This window comes from Corynebacterium sp. HMSC076C10 (assembly GCF_001812455.1).
GTDB lineage: Bacteria > Actinomycetota > Actinomycetes > Mycobacteriales > Mycobacteriaceae > Corynebacterium > Corynebacterium jeikeium_D.
On record NZ_KV809097.1, the window covers coordinates 1 to 17,595 of the forward strand.

The window sequence follows — 17,595 nt, forward strand, 5'->3', positions numbered from 1 at the left end:
GGGTCGTGGTAGCCAGTTCCCGTGTGGGGTTGGGTGCTGCGGCTCACTTTTGTTTTACCCACAGGTAAACGGAATTAACTAGCGTTTTAGTGCTGCTTTTTGCTGTTCCTACGCTTATTCCTATGCGGCACGCTACGTCGTCGCCGTTTTAATTGCTCGACCCAGTCAGCTGTATCTTGGAATTCATGCGAGTGGGAATCGTGACTGGAGCATCTCGGGGCATAGGCGCCGTCTTCGCCGATAAACTCGGGCAGCTACGTCCGGACCTAGATGAAATTTGGTGTGTTTCTCGTAGCTACAACGATGATTCTTCCAGCGAGGACTCTGAGCGCTCTAGGAGCCAAGGTCCTCGTCTTCGCCATCTTCGTCTAGACCAGTCCGATGATGATTTTGGCGATAAAATCCGGAATTATGTCGAGCGCCATCACGCGACGATAGTTTACTTAATCCTCAATGCCGCGTATGCGAATTATGGCGATGTTAAAACCCAGGACTTTTCGCAGGCTGATCAAATGATACAGACGAATATTCGCGGTACGGTCGCAGCGGTTTACTCGCTAAACGATCTATTCGAAAAGAACGGCCACATCATTCTCGTTTCATCGATCTCAGCTGTAGCACCAACTCCAGGACTAGCGGTGTACACAGCATCGAAAGCGTTTATTCGGCATTGGGGGATTAGCCTTAGGGAGGAATTAAAACCTAATGGTGTAACTGTCACTATTTGCTACCCGGGAAAGGTTAAGACCACCGCTCTCCGGGACGTCGTGAAGCAGGCGAAGTCGGTGAAGTTGCGTCTTATGCCGGAGCAGAATCTCAATTATCTAGTGGTGCGCACGTTACGTGCAGCGGAAAGGGGTCGGGCGGAGGTAGCGCCCGGCCTATATGGCCTGGTGATGATCCTTTTTAAGGCTGTGCCGACACGCATGCTGGCTCGATTCGCGCGGTTAGTTTGAGGCCGTCTAGATTCGCGGAATCAAACTTTCGTTTAACCCCTTGGGTTTGGTCCGTTTAGAAGCCAGCGTTATCTGAGTAGGCTACGAAGTATGCGTAAGTTATTCACAGCTGCTTCGGTCTATCTTGGTCTTGGTCTGTTTTCTGGCGTTTTCTATCGTGAATTTACCCGTGCGATGGATTTTGGGGATAAAACGCAGCTCAATACGCTGCACACGCATTTCCTTGTTCTTGGCATGATTTTCTTCTTGGTTGCGCTGGCATTGGATGGGCAATTCAATATTTCAGCTGTCAAGGGCTTTGATCGCTGGTTCATCGTTCAGAATGTCGGCATTGTTTGGACGATTGGCATGATGGTGGCTAACGGTATCGTGCACGTTGTTTCAGGCCCGGAGGCCTGGGGTGCGATGTACTCGGGAATTGCAGGGCTCGGCCACATTATCCTGACGGTCGGCTTTGTGTGGTTCTTTATGCTTCTCAATAAGGCGCTGAAGAATCGAGAACGCGAGGTTCGCAAGGCCAACGCGACCGTATAAATTGCCAGCGGAAATGCGTGAGCCGGATAGCTGATTCAGCGTAGGCGATAAGGCGAAATAGAAACCCCGTGCAGAAACAATATCTGCACGGGGCGGTTTCATATAACGGCGACTATTCGTTTGCGATAGCGGCCAGGGGCGGTGTCTTCGCGGCCTTCTGACCAGGGCCGAGAGCAGCAATAATGCCCACAAGCGCAGACCCAAGCAGCATGAGAACGATCTGCAGCCACGGTACCGCGATAGTATTCAGGCCCTCATCCTTCAGCACGGTTAGAAGTGACCAGCCGAGGAACAAGCCGAGGACAATACCTACAACCGCGCCGAAAATGGAGATTTCCACAGATTCCAGGCGAATCATCCGGCGAATCCCCGAGCGTTGCAGGCCGACGGCCCGAAGCATGCCAATCTCCTGGCGGCGCTCGACAACCGAGAGCGCGACAGTATTGATAATTCCCAGAATCGAAATGATGACCGCCAGGGCCAGCAGCGCGTAGACGATTCCCAGCATGACATCGATAGAGGCATTAGCCAGACCCGCAAACTCCTTAGCAGTCATCACCTGTACTACGAGGTAGTCCGCAACTGCGTCGCTAAGCTTTTGCTTCATTTCATCCATGGAGCCGCTGTCTGCCGCGATGGAATCAGAAATATCGACGTAGGTCTGGAAAGGCAACAGGTGGCTGCTTTTGACATATTTATGGGCGGCTTCGTCGGAGACCATAATCGACTGGCCTGGATCATTCGTGTCAGCAAAAATGCCGGTGACGGGGAGCCGTGTTATGCCGCCTTTGGAAACCACTGCGAGCTCAGTGCCAACGTTCCAACCATTCTTTTTCGCTGTTGATTCGCTGATGACAATTCCCGCATCCGGCTTGGCCAGATCGAGGGAGCCCTGTATGGCGCGAGTGCCGTACCATTTGCCGACGTTGGAGTTGAAAACTGACGCATTACTAGATTCCGGTCCGACTTCAGTTTGTTCGCCGTCGGAAGCTATCATCGTGCCGGCTTCTTCAGGCGGGATCACCAGCAGCGCGCCAATCGACAAGGTTGCGGTGTCGTCGACACCATCGATATCCTTCACCGCATCCTCGACCCCAAGCGGCAGGGCCGAATGTGCGGTCAGAGGTGGCGAGAGCACGAAGTCAGCCGTCAGATTGGTCTCTGACCACTCATTGACCGCCTCCTTCATGGACACACCGAACATGCCAATCACAGTCACCAGCGCAAGCCCGAGCGTCAGTGCAAACGATGTGGTTCCCGTTCTGCGCGGATTGCGGTGGGAGTTCGTCGCCGCAAGCTTGCCGACGGTTCCAAAAGGCGCACCTACGACGCGCCCCAGTCCTCCGATCAGAGGCATGGACAGCGCGGGGCCGACAAGCCAGACGGAGGCTACGGCCATCACTGCACCGACACCAACGAAGACGGCACGAATCTTGGTTTCTGCGTCGTTCCACTGCAATGCCCAGGCAATGATTGCGATCGCGGCGGACGCCAGCACAGTACCGGTCCACGTCCTAGCACTGAGGCTATTGCTGGTTGTTTGATCCCCAGAGCGCATGGCTTCTACAGGAGGGACCGCGCCAGCGCGGGCGGCCGGCGTCCAGGCGGCGATCATGGTGATGGCCACGCCGACAAGGAGAGGAACGATGACTGCCACCGGTTCGAATGTCAGGCCATCGCCGGGCATGGAGATACTCATGGCATCGAGAAGCATGAATAGCCCCTGGCTCAGCCCAAATCCCGTGATGACACCTAGTGCGGAACCGATGAGGCCAACAATGAATGCCTCCAAGAGGACGGACGCAGTGAGCTGTCGTCGTGAAGCACCGAGGGCGCGGAGGAGAGCGAATTCCTTCATGCGCTGAGTGACCAGCATGGTGAAAGTATTGGAAATGATGAAGATCCCGACCAGCAGCCCGATGAGCCCGAAAGCGATGAGGAAGTAGTTGACAAAGCTTAAGGCAGAGGAGACACGTTCGGAGGCCTCGTCGGCGAGCTTAGAGCCTGCCTCTACCTTGAGCTCGGGGAATGCTTCTGCGACATCACGGGTAAGCGTGGCAGCGTCAGTGGTGGAATCGGCGGCGAGGGTGAACATGTCCATATGGCTGTCCGCGCCGTAGAGCTCTCGCCACTGATTCTGGGTGAAAAAGACCGCGAGGTAGCCGGTTTCGTCGATGGAGGTATCGGCGATGCCGACGACCTTCACCGTCGCCCGCTCGAGACGGGTGGCCACCTTGATTTCAGTGCCGACGTGGAGGTTGCCGAGTTCGGCGGTAGTGGAGTTGACGACCACCTCACCTGGTGTTTCCGGCGCGTGCCCCTCGGTAACCGTGACCTTGTTGCCCACCGCTTCGGCCGCTGGATAGTAGGGAAGACCCATCGATGGCGAACCATTGGTTTGAATCGGCTTGCCGTCGGCTCCCGTGGCCGTAATGCTGTTGTTGGGATCGCCAATGTTGAGGGCTCGGACCCCGGGGAAGCTTTCGATTTTCTGCGCGGTTTCTTCGGTGAGAGCACCGGGATTGTCAGCTGGGGCCGTCACCACCACGTCGACACCGTCATAAGCGGTACTCATTGCGCCCTTAAAGGCCTTGTCCAGCGATGATGTGAACACAAATGCGCCGGTGATGAAGGCTGTGCCCAGCACGACCGAAATAATTGTGAGCACGAGGCGCAACTTGTGCGAGGTGATATTACGCCAGGCGACGCGGCTTAGCGTGGAAGACGATGATGCCATGGGGAGAGATGACCTGCCTTCCTAAAGATTCTCAATATCTGCCATGCGCGCCAAAATATCGGCGGGCGTGGGGTTGCGAAGCTCGTCAACCACGCGGCCATCCGCGAGGAACACAACACGGTCTGCGTAGGACGCGGCGGTGGCATCATGCGTCACAATGACAACGGTCTGGCCGATGTCATCAACCGCATCGCGGAGAATCGTCAACACCTCACGGGATGAGTTCGAGTCCAAGTTGCCCGTCGGCTCATCTCCAAAGATGATCTCCGGCCGGCTGACAATGGCACGCGCACAGGCGACACGCTGCTGCTGGCCACCGGACAGTTCCGAGGGGCGGTGCGTAAGCCGTTCTTTAAGCCCGAGGCGCGTGGTGATTTCCTCGAACCACTGCTTATCCACCTTACGACCAGCGATATTGATAGGCAGGGTGATGTTCTCCGCCGCTGTCAACGTCGGCACCAGGTTGAAGGACTGGAACACAAAGCCCAGGCGGTCACGCCGCAGCGCCGTAATCTCCTTGTCCGACAGCTTCGACAGTTCCGTCGTGCCGATGTACGCGCTTCCCGACGTCGCGGAGTCCAAGCCGGCCATGCAGTGCATCAATGTCGACTTACCCGACCCGGACGGCCCCATAATCGCGGTGAACTCACCAGCGGCAAAAGAGATATCGACATGGTCCAGTGCAGTAACAGCGGCATTGCCGACACCGTACTTCTTGGTGAGCCCCTCAGCGTAGGCCGCCGCTGGTGGGGCGGAATGCTTCAAAGAAGACTCAGCGGATGATTTGGTGGGGCGTTTTGCATGCTTGGCAGACATGGGGGGAGGGGCTCTCTTCTAATTAGATTTGATCAACGGCGAATTAATATCCGGCAGCGAAAGCGGATTGAAAACGCTGCGGCGGGAGTGGAACGTTCGTTGTTCACCAGTCACGGGGTCAGCGAAACTCATTTCTACACAGACCAGGTGCAGGGGCTCCGAGGCATTCTCGGCCTCCAGCGGCAGAATCTCCGGGTAGTACTGGTCACCCAGGATGGGAAAGCCCAGTTCACTCAAGTGCAGCCGCAGCTGATGAGTGCGTCCGGTGATGGGCTTCAATTGCCACAGCGCAACGCGACCACTGTCGGCAGCGAGGCCGTCGGCGTCCGAAGGCACGTCGACAAGCGAAATGCGCTCGATGACGGTGTGGGCGTTTGGCTCGCCCTCGAGAGTATAAGCCTGCATCTGGCCAGCAATTTTGTGCTGTCGTGTGCGCAATTCCAGTGGGGTCTCGGGCAGGGCTTCGCTGGCCGCGTCAGCGATGGGTGTAGGCGACGTCAGTGCGTGATAGCGCTTAGTGACTTCCCCCGATGCGAAAAGCCCCTGGTAGGCGCCGCGAACCTCGCGCCGGGCGGTAAAGATGAGCAACCCCGACGTCAGCCTGTCGAGGCGATGCGCGGGAACCAACTCCGGATTACCCAGCTCCCGCCGCAGACGAACCACAGCAGTTTCCGTAATATGTCGGCCGCGCGGCATCGTTGCCAAAAACGACGGCTTGTCGACGACCACAAGGTTGTCATCTTGAAAGACAATCGGCATCGGCCCCGCGATTGTGCGCTCCGGTGCCGGGGTGCGGTAAAACCACATTTCCGCGCCGGGCTTCACCATGTCATCTGGACTGTAGGGCACTGAGTTGGCGCGAACGACGAGCCCATCTGCAAAACGCTTGGCCACAGCCGCTTCATCATCGTCTGGGTGGCGGTGGGTTTGACCTGCGATAGCGCCTGTGAGCAGATCCCACGCACGGGTGGGGGCATCGCCACGACGCCCGGGAGCGGCGATGCGGGATGGGTTGAGCCCATCGCGAATGGGCAGTGGCATGCGACGCATACGGCTGACTTTAACAGGTGCCCCGGATTCACCCGGCGGGTAAGCGGAGCTGCTGGCGCAGGGCGGTGGTGGTATCGCCCCTAATGGCGTAGGTGGACAACATTCTGCCCTGTCGGTCGCAATATAATGGGGGTAGGGTGGAGGTGAAAGTAATAAAAGGGTTGGCTCGGAAGAGTTGACTAAATAGCAAAGCTTGTCCATTAAAATGGCGTCCAAGCAGGTGCGATAGGTGTAGCTGCGTTGCGGTCGGGCCGCGGAGAGCCAATTTTTATGGATCGCATAATAAGGAGGCAATCAATGCCAAGGCAGAACATCATTGTGTGCGCGGTCGATGGCTCGGAGGCATCCAAGACCGCCGTCAAGTGGGCCGCTAACACCGCAGTGAAGCGCGGTGAGCCGCTCCGTCTGGTCAGCAGCTACTCCATGCCGCAGTTCCTCTACGCAGAGGGCATGGTTCCGCCGCAGGAGCTTTACGACGATCTTGAGGCCGAGACCCTGGAGAAGATTAACGAGGCCAAGAAGATTGCCCTCGACTTCGCACCGTCAGTAGATGTCAGCCACCAGATTGAAGAGGGCAGCCCGATTGACATGCTGCTCGACCTGTCTGAGCAGGCAACCATGGTGGTTATGGGCTCTCGCGGTCTGGGTGGGCTCTCTGGCATGGTCATGGGTTCGGTTTCCGCCGCTGTTGTTTCCCACGCATCGTGCCCGGTTGTTGTTGTCCGCGAGGACAACCTGGTAACCGATGAGACCAAGTACGGTCCTGTCGTTGTCGGTGTCGATGGCTCCGATATTTCCGAAAAGGCAACGGAGTACGCATTCCGTGAGGCCGATGCCCGTGGTGCCGAGCTGATTGCAGTTCATACCTGGATGGATATGCAGGTACAGGCTTCCCTGGCTGGCCTTTCTGCAGCTCAGAGCCAGTGGCAGGTTGTGGAAGAGGAGCAGAAGGCTCTGCTCGGCCACCGTCTGGAGAAGTACGCTAAGAAGTACCCGGAAGTGGCCATCAAGAAGGTTGTTACCCGCGACCGCCCGGTTCGTGCTCTGGCTGATGCCTCGGAAGGCTCGCAGCTGCTGGTCGTCGGCAGCCACGGCCGCGGAGGTTTCAAGGGCATGCTGCTCGGCTCCACTTCGCGTGCACTCCTGCAGGCGGCTGCTTGCCCGATGATGGTCGTCCGCCCGGAGACTGACGCCTAAAGCGCCCTTCGAGGGGGCTGAGAAAAGACGCCGGCGGCGGTCGTCGAGGCGCGGTTAGCGCCGAGAGTAGAAACCGTTACCGAATATTTATAAGTAGAACCTAGCCGGTTTCCGACAGGTGTCGGGGCCGGCTTCGGTTTATCTAAATGAGGCCTCTCGTCTGCATAAACCCTGTTTTCATGCAGAAAGTGCAGATTTTATAAGAGTTTTCCTGTGGCTATCCGACTGTTATCTCGCTAGTTTCTCAGTGGCCGAAATGGCCTGATAGTGCTTGCAGTGTATGCAAGAGTTTTCGGAAAGACTTATAGTTGAGTCAGAACGATTTCGGGAAAGGAATATCTATCATGAACGAGATTCTTCTTGCTGCCTCCTTTAGTCCCACGATGGGCTTCATCAGCTGGATTATCATCGGTGGTCTTGCCGGCTGGATCGGCTCTAAGATCATGAACACCGATGAACAGATGGGCGTCGTCCTGAATATCGTCGTTGGTATCGTCGGTGGTTTCTTGGGCGGTTGGCTGCTCACCCTGTTCGGCGTTGATGTCGCCGGTGGCGGAAAGTTCTTCAGCTTCCTCACCTGTCTGCTCGGCGCCGTGATCCTGTTGTGGATTGTTGGCCTGGTTCAAAAGCGCAAGTAAGCCAAGCAAAACAGCGCGACTATGCACGAAGCGTCGTAACGCTGCTATCTATTGGATAGTGAGCTAGAGCGCGGGGCATCTCATCAACACTGAGATGCCCTTTTTTTGTTGTGCGGTTGTCGTGACGTTGGCGTTCTGCGATTGTCGCGACATCTGTTGGGGGCGGCAATCATCGCACGCTAAAGTAGGACTAGAGGCTGAAAGACTGACTAGTTTGTTCTTTTACAAAAGCACAGTCGCAGATACGCCTACAATGGAATATCACAGACTATGAACGCCCTGTTCAGTACTCTGAAAGCAATGGCGCAAACGCCGGTATTTGCGAGTAAGCAGCTGTTAGAACGAGGTGTGACTTTGGAAGGACGAGAGGTACTGCCGTGGCAGAAGCGACAACGGGCAAGGGCGCAAAAGGCGGCCGCGCTTCCTCTCGCCGTCGTAACCGCCCCAGTCCGCGGGAGCGCCTCCTGGCATCAGCGACAGCTCTGTTTACAACGGAGGGCATCCGCGTTGTCGGCATTGACCGCATCCTGCGGGAAGCTGATGTGGCCAAAGCTAGCCTGTACTCGTTGTTTGGATCCAAGGACAAGCTAGTCATCGCATATCTGCAAGACCTTGACGCCAAATGGCGGGAGGCTTGGGAGCAGCGAGTGGCCTCTTTGGATACCCCGGCGGAGAAGATTCTCGCTTTCTTTGATCAGTGTATTGCGGAGCAGCCGGCAATCGACTTCCGTGGTTCACACTTCCAGAATGCGGCTAGTGAATATCCGCGGCCGGAAACGGAGTCGGAGCAGGACATCCGTCAGGCCGCAGCCGATCACCGTTCCTGGGTGTGGCAACAGCTACATACGCTGCTGACTGAAAATGAATCTAGTATGCCGTCCGCTCACGCAAATATGCTGTTGCTCTACCTCGACGGCGGCCTCGCGGGTGCCAAGATGTCCAAAGACCTGAACCCGCTGCAGATGGCGCGCGACCTGGCCCGTGACCTGGTCACGTAAATACTTAATTCCCTTTTTTAACGCGTCGTAGTTCTCGCCTTTTTACTCACGGGCTAATCTCGGAAGCGTTTCCAGTCCGACTCCTTTGAGCCGGTGGCTTTCTTAACCATATTCTTCGTATTCTGGCCGAGTAGCATTCCCAGGTTCTTTGCAATCAGAATTGGCTTCGGCCGTTTCTGTGCTTTTTGAGCCTTCTCGGCTTGTCGTTTCATGTCGTCCCGCACTTTAGCCAGGCCGGGAAGCGGCGGAACTATACCCGAGGAAATTTTCATATCCTGCGTCAGGGACGGCAAATTGTCCTGAGCACCAGGCCGCATCTGGGTCACCATGTAGCGAACCTTCGCAATTTTCAAAGCCTGGGCATATTCTTCGTCCTGCTTTGCTTTACGACGGTCCCGCGATTCCTTCTCAATAGCGGCATATTCGCTCTTAAACTGCTTTATCTTCCACGGAGCGAATGCGGATTTGATATAAAAGTGACGTTTGGCCTGCTTTAACTTCTTCTTTTCCTCCCGCTCCGATTCGTATTCACCCTTTTGGTGGTTTTGAAGAGTTCGGAAATCGTCTGTGAGCGGGTAGGTTTTTTCCACATAGCGGGTGAGAATAATATTTTGGGTCAGTGTCCAGAAGTTATTGGTGACCCAGTAGACAATTAGAGCCACAGGTGTTGGGCCAAAGAACCCCGCGAAGAGGATCATCAGCGGTGCGTAGATAAGCATTACGCGCATGAACTTGCTGAGGAATACACTGACGCTATTGGAATAGTCGAGAGTGCGCTGCAACCGGCGGTAGGAAATGACCAAGTTAAAACCGGTGAAAAAGGCCGCTGCCACGATGCCGATAATGCAGAAAGTTAACAGCGAATCATGATTGCCCCCGAGGATTTGCAGTTGCGCCGGGTCCATGCGCAGATATGCGGGTAGAGGCTGTCCCAAGAATGTCGCGCTCAGAAAGTCGGAGATCTCATCCTTAGAGATGAATCCGACATTATGAGACGCAGGCAGCCCAGGCCCCTCAGACGCCCGCAGCATGTGCCTCAGCATGCGAACAAGGCCCATAATCACGGGAATCTGGACGAAGAGGGGCGCCAGCATTACGGAGGTCTTAATTCCCTCTGCTTTGCGCATTTCCTTGCTGGCAAAGTTTACGTATTGTGGCGAGTTCGGCTCGATGCTCCTGCGGTAGCGCTCCTTGAGCATAAAAAGCTGCGGCCGTAGGTTGGCTGTCTTGCGCGCCGAGATAAATTGCTGGAACGCGAGAAACGCTAAAGCGCCACGCACCGTAAACACCAGCAGGAAGAGAGAAAGCGTCCAGGACAGAGAAGACGGCAGGTGAAATACTGAGGCCAGTAAAAGGTGCCACGCCTTAAGGACAAACGAGACCAGCCAAACAAATGGTTCCAAAATGACCACGGGCCGACTCCTCCATGTCAAGGATAAGAAAAGTAAGACAACCGGATGAGGCCGGTGTGCCAATTCCAGCCGCTATCCTAGCGACTCGAATTACCTGCCCCAACTTTAAAACAGGGCCCCGCTGTGGCGGGACCCTGTTTTAAAGATAGTAAACCTGGGTGAAACCCAGTGGAAGGCAAATGGAGCTGGGTGAGAACTAGTTAGCGCTCTCGTACTTTTCAATAATGTGCTTTGGCAGCGCACCACGGTCTGCAACATCCATGCCATTCTCTCGTGCCCACTGGCGAATCTTGCGATTGCGATCACGGGCCTCAGCGGCATTGGGATTAGCGGAAGAGCGCTTACGCGGAGCTACAACCGTGCTGTGATCAATGGAAGCTTTCGCAATATACGGTTCTAATACCTGCTCGAACTTCTCTGCATTTTCCTGAGAGAGGTCGAGAATGTAGTTCTTACCGCGGAAAGAGAAACGAACGACTTGGTGGTCTGCGGAATCAAGTGGAGTCCCATCGAGGTCGTCGATGTACTGAATTAGTTCGCGGCGTGCCATAGAATCCCTGCCTAAGCTTGGTGCTGAACTTGTAATAATGAAGAAGGCTTACGGTGAAACTTCAATACGGTGAAATTTCAAATTAATATCAAGCCCTATTTTCTTTCCCCCACAGTATAAGTGCAAAGAAATTTAATGTCTATTGACGATAATTTAGCTTGATTGTGCAACTTATATTGAATACATGGTTTGTTAATAATTCGATTAATTGTGCACAAGAACTTGGGGTAATAAAAAGACGGCCCTGCATGTTGTGCAGGGCCGTCGTGAACAGCAACTACGTCACTGAGGGCGCAATGCGGGGTGCGCACTCGGTAGTCGTCGTAAAGCGAAAGGACGAGAAGGCGCTTAAGCCTGGGTCATGCCCTGACCCGGCTTGCCGCGGTAGGTAGCGGCGACGAAAAGCGGCTGGTCCGGTTCTTCCTTGACCTCGACAAGGCGGTACTCAGAGGTAACGTCCTCGCGGCCGAAGTAGACGGCAGTGTAGCCGTGGCGGTCGAACTCGAGGTAGTTGACGTACGGGTTCGCAGCCTTGAGTCCAGCGGTAGCAGCCAAGGAAATCGGGTTGTCCTGAGGCAGCTTCACAATGTCATCGATATTCGGGGCGCTGACGGAAGTACAGACAATCTCAATAGCGGCAATGCCGGCACTCGGGTACTCGCCCGGAACCTTCGGTACGTTGCAGTTCCAAGAGGAGTGAATATCGCCGGTGAGGAAGACAACGTTGTCGTAGCCTTCCTTGCCCATAATGTCGATCAGCTTACGACGCTCAGCAGCGTAGCCATCCCACTGATCCAAGTTGTACGGCATGCCGTCCTGAGGCAAGCTCAGCAGCTCGGTGACAGCGCGGGTGGCCTCCGGATCCAGCGGCGGCACCAGCACCGGAGTGAACATGACGGAGTTGCCCACGACACGCCACTTTGCGCTCGAGGAACGCCACTGGCCGAGCAGGTAATTGAACTGCTCAGAGCCGAGCATGGAGCGGTTCTCATCATCGGTCTCGCCAGCGCGGATGAACTTCAGCTGCTGGTCGCGGTAGGTGCGCAGGTCCAGCATGGTCAGGTCGGCGAGATCGCCGAAACGGAAGCTGCGGTAGAGCTTTCCGCCCTGGGAGAACGGGACCGCGCGAACCGGCAGCCACTCCAGGTAAGCCTGGATAGCGGCGTCGCGGCGGGCAATGTAGTCGCCTTCGGTCTCCGGGTCGTGATTCTCAGCGCCACTGTGCCAATCATCGTTGGCGACCTCGTGGTCGTCCCAGGTCACAATCCACGGCTTTGCGCGGTGAGCTTCCTGCAGGTCCGCATCGGTACGGTAGGTGGCGTAGCGCAGGCGGTAGTCAGCGAGAGAAATGATCTCGTGAGCCGGCTTGTGGTCACGAACCGGGCCCTTGCCGGAGTAGCCACCGGCCTCGTACTCGTAGATGTAGTCACCGACACACATAATGATGTCGATGCGGTCATTTTCCGCCATGTCGCGGTAAGCGGAGAAGAAGCCACTTTCCCAGTTAGCGCAGGAAGTCAGCGCGATGCCCAGGTGATCTGGCGAGGAGTTCACCGGCGGCGCAGTGCGAGTCTGGCCAATCGGGGAAACCTGGCCCGCGTGATCACCAGCGGTGACGGTAAAGCGGTAGAAGTAGTAGGAATCAGCGGAGAGACCCTTGACATCGATCTTGACAGTGTTGTCAGCATCCGGGTCGGTGTTCAGGGCACCAGAGGCAACGATGTTGCCGAAGCCCTCATCAGAAGCGACTTCCCACTTCAGTGCAACAGGACGGCCCTGGTTTGCACCTGCGGTATCGCCTGGGTGTGAGGTCACACGAGTCCAGATAAGAACCGAGTCCGGCAGTGGGTCGCCAGAGGCCACGCCGTGTTGGAATACCTGAAAACCACCGGAACCGCCAGCATTAGCTGGGGACTGTGACTCAGGATTGGCCCCCGCACTGGTAGCGGTTGCCAGGCCGATGGCTCCGGCAGCAGCACCGGTAGCGCCGGCACGCAGTACGGCACGACGAGAAGGGGTGAATGACTTTTGGGCTGTTGCGTCGCTGTACGAGACCGCACCGTTCAGATTCGAGGCTGCAGTCTGAGATTTATCTGAAGATGGCATAGCCCTCATTACAGTAGTTCTCAGTCCGTAGCGCCATTGGTGGGAAAAAATAGCCCGATACGGGGGTAATAAGAGCAAAAGCGCGACTGTTGCTGTTCAACAACAGTCGCGCTCAATTCGATGAATCTCGGCGAGTGGCCTCAACCTGAAGCGGCCGGGTTTACGCGCCCAGCTCCGAAATAATCTGGCGGTCCAGCGAATCCAGCTCTGCGGTAATGGAGTGGTGCGCGCGACGACGCTGCTCCGGGGTCATCTTCTCGGCAGTATTAATAGCATCAGTCATGACATCCAGACGCGAGTTGGCGTCCTTGATAAAACCATCGGTGCCCTTGGCGCCCGACTTACGCAGCTCCGTCAGCGAACCGCGAGTAGCCTCAATGCGGGCCAGCAGCGGTGCACCGTGCCCCTGGTAACGAGCGGCATCATTAGCGGAAACACCGAACTTCTGCGCGGCCGACGAGTGTTCACGGCGCTGAATGGCAGTGATAGCGCGGTAGGCCAGCGGAACCAGCACCGGTACCAGCAGGCGCGCGCCACCGATCCACGACTTTGCCTTGTCCTTGTTGAAGCCCTGGCTGCGCTGCTGTGCCAGGATCTTCTCGGCCATCTTGGTCTGGTGACGCTGCTTGGCAGCCAGCGCCTTCTTCTCGTCCTTGGCACTTGCCTTGCGGATCTTCTCCGCGCGCTTCAGAGCACGGTTTTCCAGCTTGAGTTCCTTCTTACCGAGCTTTTCCTCAGAACGAACGCGGCCAGCGGCCTCCTTCAGCTCCAGCTTGTGCTGGTGCTTCTGGTCGCGCTTAGCGGCCTTGACCTCAGCCTTGTGTGCCTTGCGATTAAGTCGAGCTGCGTGGCGAGCCTCTTCCTTGGCCTTCGCCTTGGCAGCCTTCACCTGCTTGGCGGTTTCGCGCCGACGCTCACGGATGTCACCCAAGAAGCTCATTTTTTCCTTCGCCTAGTTGCTCGCAGATAGTCCCTCCGGAAAAGCGGGGCGGAAAACCCTTAAACCCCACCGCGCCGGAGTGCGCTTGCCAGATGCAGTGGCTGCATCACGATTCTTGCTATCCAAGCTTAACGTGAAACTTCCTACCGAGTGGCGATACGCTAATTCTCATTGTGACTGATTCATCCGTTTCGCGCCCGCTTCTCCACGCGAGCGACCTCATCGGCTGCCGCTACCGGCTGAGCCTCGACCTGCGCGAGGGGCGGCTAGTCGAACCTGCTTCTCACCAAGAGCACCGCTTGCCGACGTCCATCGCGTCCATCCCCGACCTGTACACAGTGGCCTCGGGGCCGGACGCTCACCTGGATACCCTTGAGGCCATCGCCCGTGGAGAAAGCGTCATCGCCGGTGGCGTGCTCATGCATGAGCGCCCGATTCCCGGCGGGGTGTACTCGGGAATCGACGAGATTTGCCACCCTGATCTGTTGGTCAAGGTCGATGATTCACCGCAGACGACCTCACCGACGTACATGCCGGTCCTGGTTGTCACACGGCATCTGCTCTCTGCGCGCAAACAGGGCCGGCGGCGTAAGCCGTCGTCAAGCAATGCGGCGCGTGCGGCGGCGATGCAGGTACGACTGCTGGGCGTTGACCGGCTCGGGCGTGATGGTGTGATGGGGCGGACCCTGCGTCAGGCGATGGTTGTCACGGATGAGTGGAAGCTACGGCATTACGGACCTGATGCTGTGAAGCTGGGGCAGGCGGCGGCGATGCTGCACCGGCTGGGCGTGTCCTGTGGCCTGGTGGGGGCGATTAGTGCCACCGGAATGAATCTGGATACACGGCATATCGTCATTGCTGATGAGGGTTCGCGCGTGGCCTCGTACCGGATGGCGTTGCGCGACGCGCGTGATGCCGTCGCTGCCACTCAGGGGCGACCGTCACGGTTTACGCCAGGGACCTGGCCGCTGGCGCCACGGCGCATCCGGGAGTGCCGAACCTGCCGTCACCACGACCTTTGCTTGGATGAGCTGACCGCAAGTGACGATATTTCCCTCCTCCTACCTGGCGATAAGTCCATGCGGTTGCGCAGTGTGGGCATCGACACAGTCACGGCACTGGCGCAGGCCAGTACCAACACTCCGCACGTCAGCAAGGAGCAGGTGTGGATGGCGAGGGCGCGGCTTGCCGACGTCGACGCGCTCCGGGTAGCCGCTAAGACATCGGCCCCGCGTGGCGATGTCGAGATGGACATCGATATGGAGGCGTATCCCAACGATGGCGCCTACCTGTGGGGAACCTGGGTGCCCGGGGAGGACTACCGTGGCTTCATCACCTGGGAGCCACCGGGGCCAGAGGGGCTCGGCGGCACGGCGGAGGCCAGGAATTTTGCGATTTTCTGGGATTACCTGATGCGGCGTCGAAATGCGGCGCATGAACAAGGCAAGACCTTCCGCGCCTATTGCTGGGCGGCAGAGGGCGAGAACTATTGGCTACGTCAGAGCGCTACCCGGTTCGGCGGCCAGGAATATGTGGTGCCCGCAGATTCGGCGGATTTGGCCACAGGTGATGTGGCTGGTTCCGGTTTCGAGGCAGCTGGCCCGACAAAGATTGTGCGGGTGCCGACCCGCGAAGAAGTGGACAAGTTCATTGCCTCGGAGGACTGGGTGGACATGCTGAAGGTTGCCCGTCGCCAGATCCTCTCCACCGTCGGCATGGGGCTGAAAATCGTGGCCCCGTGGTCGGGCTTCCACTGGCGCGACGCCGATGTTGACGGCGAGGCATCGCTGGATCTGTATCGCATTGCGACGGCCACTGACCTCGACTTTGTCGCGGAACAGTCCTTTGAAAAGCTCACGCAAGCCGAGGCGCGCGCTATGCTACTGCGCTACAACGGCGATGACTGCCGATCGGTAGCCCACGTCCGCGACTGGCTGGATTCACAGCGTGCGGCCGCGGATCTGCCGCATGGGGATGACCTGCCGGTTCCTTAGCGCGCTAACCACGCGTCCACGTGCCGCGCCGGGCGAACTTAGGTGAGACCTTCTTCATCGCAGCATTGCGAATGATGGCCGTGTTCTTGCGGGCTAACAGCAGCAACTGTTGTGTGCGCTCGGCACGGAATGTTGAGCGAGGCGATCGGTGCACATCGCGGAAAAGCCGCTTCGTCGCCGCCAGCTGATCCGGCGAGCGTGTCGCCAGCTGTGCCAACTTCTCCTTGGACAGCTTGAGTGCAGCGTCCTCCGTGTCCACGGCCCACGTCGCCAGACCGATCTCAGTTGCTTCCTTGCCGTTGAGTTCTTCGCCAGACATGGTCAGCCAACGTGCAGTATCGGCGCTGACCTCATCGAGGATGGTTCGCATACCGGACATATCCGGAATCAGTCCCCACTTCGCTTCGAGGATTGACCACTTGGCATCGCTCGTAGTAATGCGGAAATCAGCACCTAGTGCAATCTGTAGACCACCGCCGTAGCAGTGCCCATGCACCGCCGCAATGACCGGCACCGGCAGGCCTCGCCAGTCCCAGCAGGCGCGCTGGAACAGGTTCGTGCCGTGGATATCGGGAACAAATGAGCGCAGAATGCGCGAGGGCTTCTTAAATGCCGAGGCGAAATCGAGCCCAGCGCAAAACGATTTGCCCTCGCCACGTAGAATCACGCCGCGCAGATCACGGTCAGTTGCCAGTTTTCGGGCGACGGCGGACAGCTCGGTCAGCATCTCAAGTGTTAGACCGTTGAGTTTGTCTCCGCGGTCCAAACTGACGACAGCGATTTTCGCCGCCTCTGAATCAGCTACGGCGAGGTGTTCATAGGTGACGTTGACATTGTTGCTGGTGCTCATGGGCACTAACGCTAAACGACGGCTACGTGTGCCGCCCGGGAAATACCAAAAGTGGTCTCAAACAAGACATAAAAAACCGACCCGCTGAGAGTAAGCCCCGTCAGCGAGCCGGTAAGCCATCTTTAGCGCGCGGCAGGGACGCGTAAAAAGTCGCGCGCTGTTAGCCGAGATTACTTGGCAGCTGCGAACAACTCTGCAGCGTAATCCCAGTTGAAGACGTTCCAGACAGCCTTGACGTAGTCAGCCTTGACGTTCTTGTACTGCAGGTAGAAAGCGTGCTCCCACATATCCAGCAGCAGAACCGGCTTCAGGTTGATGGACAGGTTGCCCTGCTGATCAGTCATCTGCTCAATAACCAGGCGCTCTGCAATGGTGTCGTAACCCAGAACAGCCCAGCCGGAGCCCTGCAGACCCAGAGCAGCAGCGTTGAAGTGAGCCTGGAACTTCTCGAAAGAACCGAAGTCGCGCTCGATAGCCTCAGCCAGCTCGCCGGTCGGCTGGCCGCCACCGTTCGGGGACAGCAGCTTCCAGAACAGGGAGTGGTTGGTGTGGCCACCCAGGTTAAAGGCCAGGTCCTTGGACAGGCCGGTAACAGCTGCGAAGTCGCCGGACTCGCGAGCAGCGGCGAGCTTCTCCAGTGCAGCGTTGGCACCGTTGACGTAATTAGCGTGGTGCTTGCTGTGGTGCAGCTCCATAATCTCGCCGGAGATGTGCGGCTCCAGAGCGTCGTAAGCGTAATCCAGCTCAGGAAGTTCGTACTTAGTCATTAGAAAAATTCCTCCTCAACACGTTTTTAGGTTGTGCCGTCGATGGTACT

15 protein-coding genes are annotated in these 17,595 nt (G+C 57.2%); 6 read left to right on the forward strand and 9 right to left on the reverse strand.

Annotated elements, in window-relative coordinates; translation table 11 throughout:
- Window positions 1-200 precede the first annotated feature (200 nt).
- Window positions 201-956, forward strand: coding sequence for an SDR family NAD(P)-dependent oxidoreductase (locus HMPREF2857_RS02415; RefSeq protein WP_168165021.1), 756 nt, complete (start codon window positions 201-203; stop codon window positions 954-956).
- A gap of 90 nt (window positions 957-1,046) precedes the next feature.
- Window positions 1,047-1,490: a DUF2871 domain-containing protein gene (locus HMPREF2857_RS02420; protein ID WP_070642574.1), complete on the forward strand. Its 444-nt coding sequence runs from the start codon at window positions 1,047-1,049 to the stop codon at window positions 1,488-1,490.
- 112 nt (window positions 1,491-1,602) lie between these two features.
- On the opposite strand, the gene HMPREF2857_RS02425 is transcribed toward HMPREF2857_RS02420, so the two are convergent.
- From HMPREF2857_RS02425 to HMPREF2857_RS02435, 3 genes are read right to left on the reverse strand one after another with little or no spacing between them, the layout of a single operon-like run.
- On the reverse strand, window positions 1,603-4,227 hold the full coding sequence (locus tag HMPREF2857_RS02425; protein WP_070642577.1) for an ABC transporter permease: 2,625 nt from the start codon (window positions 4,225-4,227) through the stop codon (window positions 1,603-1,605).
- 21 nt (window positions 4,228-4,248) lie between these two features.
- Window positions 4,249-5,043, reverse strand: coding sequence for an ABC transporter ATP-binding protein (locus HMPREF2857_RS02430; protein ID WP_172954627.1), 795 nt, complete (start codon window positions 5,041-5,043; stop codon window positions 4,249-4,251).
- An 18-nt stretch (window positions 5,044-5,061) separates the two neighbouring features.
- Window positions 5,062-6,093, reverse strand: a complete 1,032-nt coding sequence (locus HMPREF2857_RS02435; protein ID WP_070642579.1) for a pseudouridine synthase — start codon at window positions 6,091-6,093, stop codon at window positions 5,062-5,064.
- Window positions 6,094-6,390: 297 nt separating this feature from the next.
- Here HMPREF2857_RS02435 and HMPREF2857_RS02440 point away from each other — a divergent pair, with 297 nt between their 5' ends.
- The 3 genes from HMPREF2857_RS02440 to HMPREF2857_RS02450 all read left to right on the forward strand — a co-directional run bounded on the left by HMPREF2857_RS02440 (window position 6,391) and on the right by HMPREF2857_RS02450 (window position 8,926).
- On the forward strand, window positions 6,391-7,290 hold the full coding sequence (locus HMPREF2857_RS02440; protein ID WP_005510554.1) for a universal stress protein: 900 nt from the start codon (window positions 6,391-6,393) through the stop codon (window positions 7,288-7,290).
- Window positions 7,291-7,634: 344 nt separating this feature from the next.
- The gene (locus HMPREF2857_RS02445; protein ID WP_049171710.1) at window positions 7,635-7,928 is read left to right on the forward strand and encodes a GlsB/YeaQ/YmgE family stress response membrane protein; all 294 of its coding nucleotides are present in this window, start codon (window positions 7,635-7,637) and stop codon (window positions 7,926-7,928) included.
- A 377-nt stretch (window positions 7,929-8,305) separates the two neighbouring features.
- Entirely contained in the window at window positions 8,306-8,926 is a 621-nt protein-coding gene (locus HMPREF2857_RS02450; RefSeq protein WP_070642582.1) for a TetR/AcrR family transcriptional regulator, read from the forward strand.
- Window positions 8,927-8,979: 53 nt separating this feature from the next.
- Here the strand turns inward: HMPREF2857_RS02450 and yidC are convergent, their stop codons facing one another.
- The 4 genes from yidC to HMPREF2857_RS02470 form a co-directional block, all read right to left on the reverse strand.
- Window positions 8,980-10,338, reverse strand: a complete 1,359-nt coding sequence (gene yidC / locus HMPREF2857_RS02455) for a membrane protein insertase YidC (protein ID WP_070642585.1) — start codon at window positions 10,336-10,338, stop codon at window positions 8,980-8,982.
- Between the two features lie 196 nt (window positions 10,339-10,534).
- Window positions 10,535-10,888 (reverse strand): histone-like nucleoid-structuring protein Lsr2, encoded by a 354-nt coding sequence (locus HMPREF2857_RS02460; protein ID WP_069359719.1) that lies wholly within the window; start codon window positions 10,886-10,888, stop codon window positions 10,535-10,537.
- Between the two features lie 348 nt (window positions 10,889-11,236).
- Complete coding sequence (locus HMPREF2857_RS02465; protein WP_246819579.1) at window positions 11,237-12,994, reverse strand: alkaline phosphatase D family protein; 1,758 nt, start codon at window positions 12,992-12,994, stop codon at window positions 11,237-11,239.
- Window positions 12,995-13,154: 160 nt separating this feature from the next.
- A complete protein-coding gene (locus HMPREF2857_RS02470; protein ID WP_049190917.1) occupies window positions 13,155-13,934 on the reverse strand; it encodes a DUF6474 family protein in 780 nt (259 codons plus the stop codon).
- Window positions 13,935-14,107: 173 nt separating this feature from the next.
- Here HMPREF2857_RS02470 and HMPREF2857_RS02475 point away from each other — a divergent pair, with 173 nt between their 5' ends.
- The gene (locus HMPREF2857_RS02475; protein ID WP_070642587.1) at window positions 14,108-15,928 is read left to right on the forward strand and encodes a ribonuclease H-like domain-containing protein; all 1,821 of its coding nucleotides are present in this window, start codon (window positions 14,108-14,110) and stop codon (window positions 15,926-15,928) included.
- Window positions 15,929-15,932: 4 nt separating this feature from the next.
- Here HMPREF2857_RS02475 and HMPREF2857_RS02480 read toward each other — a convergent pair whose 3' ends face one another.
- A complete protein-coding gene (locus HMPREF2857_RS02480) occupies window positions 15,933-16,778 on the reverse strand; it encodes a crotonase/enoyl-CoA hydratase family protein (protein WP_070642590.1) in 846 nt (281 codons plus the stop codon).
- Window positions 16,779-16,948: 170 nt separating this feature from the next.
- The gene (locus tag HMPREF2857_RS02485; protein WP_005510435.1) at window positions 16,949-17,545 is read right to left on the reverse strand and encodes a superoxide dismutase; all 597 of its coding nucleotides are present in this window, start codon (window positions 17,543-17,545) and stop codon (window positions 16,949-16,951) included.
- Window positions 17,546-17,595: the final 50 nt, after the last annotated feature.